Raw genomic sequence first — 1589 nt, 5'->3', positions numbered from 1 at the left:
CGCATCGCGTCCAGCAGCGCGGCGGCGCGGATCGCGAAGCCGTTCTCCAGAGCCGCCGACACGCCGTCCTCGATACCCTCCTGAACGGCCTCCACAACCTCCTGGAGCGACAGCCCGCCGGCGACGTGCTGCTCGGGCGCGTAGCGCAGCTCGGCGTAGACCACGCCGTCCGCGGCGAGGTCGAGGATCGCCTCGCGCGCGACGCGGCGCAGGTTCGCCGCGCTCTGCATCACGGCCGTGGTGTGGGCGAAGGCCTCGAGGTAGCGGACCAGGTCGCCGGAGTCGGCGTTCTCCGCGAAGATGCGGGCGAGTTCATCGGGGTCGGAGGAGGGCAGCTCGTGCCCGATCTCCGCCGCGAGCTCGATGAGGGTGGCGGGGCGCAGGCCGCCGTCGAGGTGGTCGTGCAGCAGCACCTTGGGCAGGGCGAGGATCTCGGATTCGGTGAGGGTCATGCGACCAGGCTAGTCGCGCCGGGCCGGCACCGGCATCACCAGCCAGGAGGCACGGGACCAGTTGCCGAGGGCCGGCAGCCGCCCCGCATCGGGTCGCAGGTCCGCGTCGCGGAGCGGGAGCACCGCGCCCGCGCCGGGTTCATAGACGAGGAAGCCGTCGTGCGTGTCCGCTACCAGCAGGACCACGTGGCGCGGGATCACCGTGTCGAGCCCCAACGACGAGTCGCCCGACGCGAACAGCGGCACCGGGATCCCGTCCGCCAGCGCCCGTCGGGCGTGCGCGAGCGCCGGGGCCAGCGCCTCGTGCGAGGTGTCGTCGACGAGGCTGCCGCGGAACCTCAGGCCCGCGAATCGGGTGCGGTCGTCGACCTTCCACGGCGGGGTGCCCAGCGATCGCGGCCACGCCACCGGCCCGAGCGCGCTCGCCGTGGTCTGCGCGTGAAGCACCCGCTGGAGCGCCACCCAGCGCTCCTCGAGGGTGAGGGTCTCGAAACCCTCGGCCTCGGCGTGGAGCGCCTCCGGCGGGACGTACCCCGACAGGCTGCGACCGGTCGCGATCCACAGCGCCATGAAGGGGTCTCCGGCCATCCGCATGACGCCCATGGTGGCGGCGCCACAGGTGGTCTGGTCGACCTGCGTGGCGCGCACCCCGGCCCACAGCACGGGGCCCGCGCCGTCGTCGGCCTTCCCGGCGGTGGGATGGGCGACCACGCGACGATGCTCGGAGGAGAGCCCGTCCCAGCCGGCGGCGAGCGCGGCGACGGCGGTGAGGGGTGCGCCGGACGCGACGGCACGGTCGAGCACGGCCGCATCGTCCCCCATCTGCTCCCGCGCGACCCTCAGGCCCTTGGCGTCCGCGGCAGAGGCCTGCTCCACGGCGCGCGCGAAGGCGCGCGCAAACAGCCCCTCCGAGCTCAGTGGTTCGTCATCCGGCCTGCGCTCGCCCAGGTGCAGCATCGCGCCCAGGCGTGCCGCGGCGGAGGTCAGGGTCCAGGCCATCTAGAGGGTGTGCGCGCCCACGGCGCCGAGGATGATTTCTCGCGTGACCGAGCCACCTGGCGTGATCTCGACGGTGCCGGCGCCGTCGCGGGCCTCGCCGAGCGCCTTGAGCCCGCGAGCCATACGCTTCTCCTTCTC

General features: G+C 73.9%; 1 protein-coding gene and 1 pseudogene. Both read right to left on the bottom strand.

Translation table 11 applies throughout. From position 1 onward, the window contains the following. A pseudogene (locus Q0L54_RS10350) lies at positions 1-452 on the bottom strand (adenosine deaminase); the annotation flags it as partial. Positions 453-461: 9 nt separating this feature from the next. Next, entirely contained in the window at positions 462-1451 is a 990-nt protein-coding gene (locus tag Q0L54_RS10345; protein ID WP_296667864.1) for a hypothetical protein, read from the bottom strand. Positions 1452-1589: the final 138 nt, after the last annotated feature.

Origin of the sequence: Demequina sp. (assembly GCF_024642165.1) — a bacterium.
Classification (GTDB): domain Bacteria; phylum Actinomycetota; class Actinomycetes; order Actinomycetales; family Demequinaceae; genus Demequina.
The sequence above is the reverse complement of the archived record's forward strand: the minus strand, read 5'-3'. Positions and strand labels throughout refer to the sequence as shown.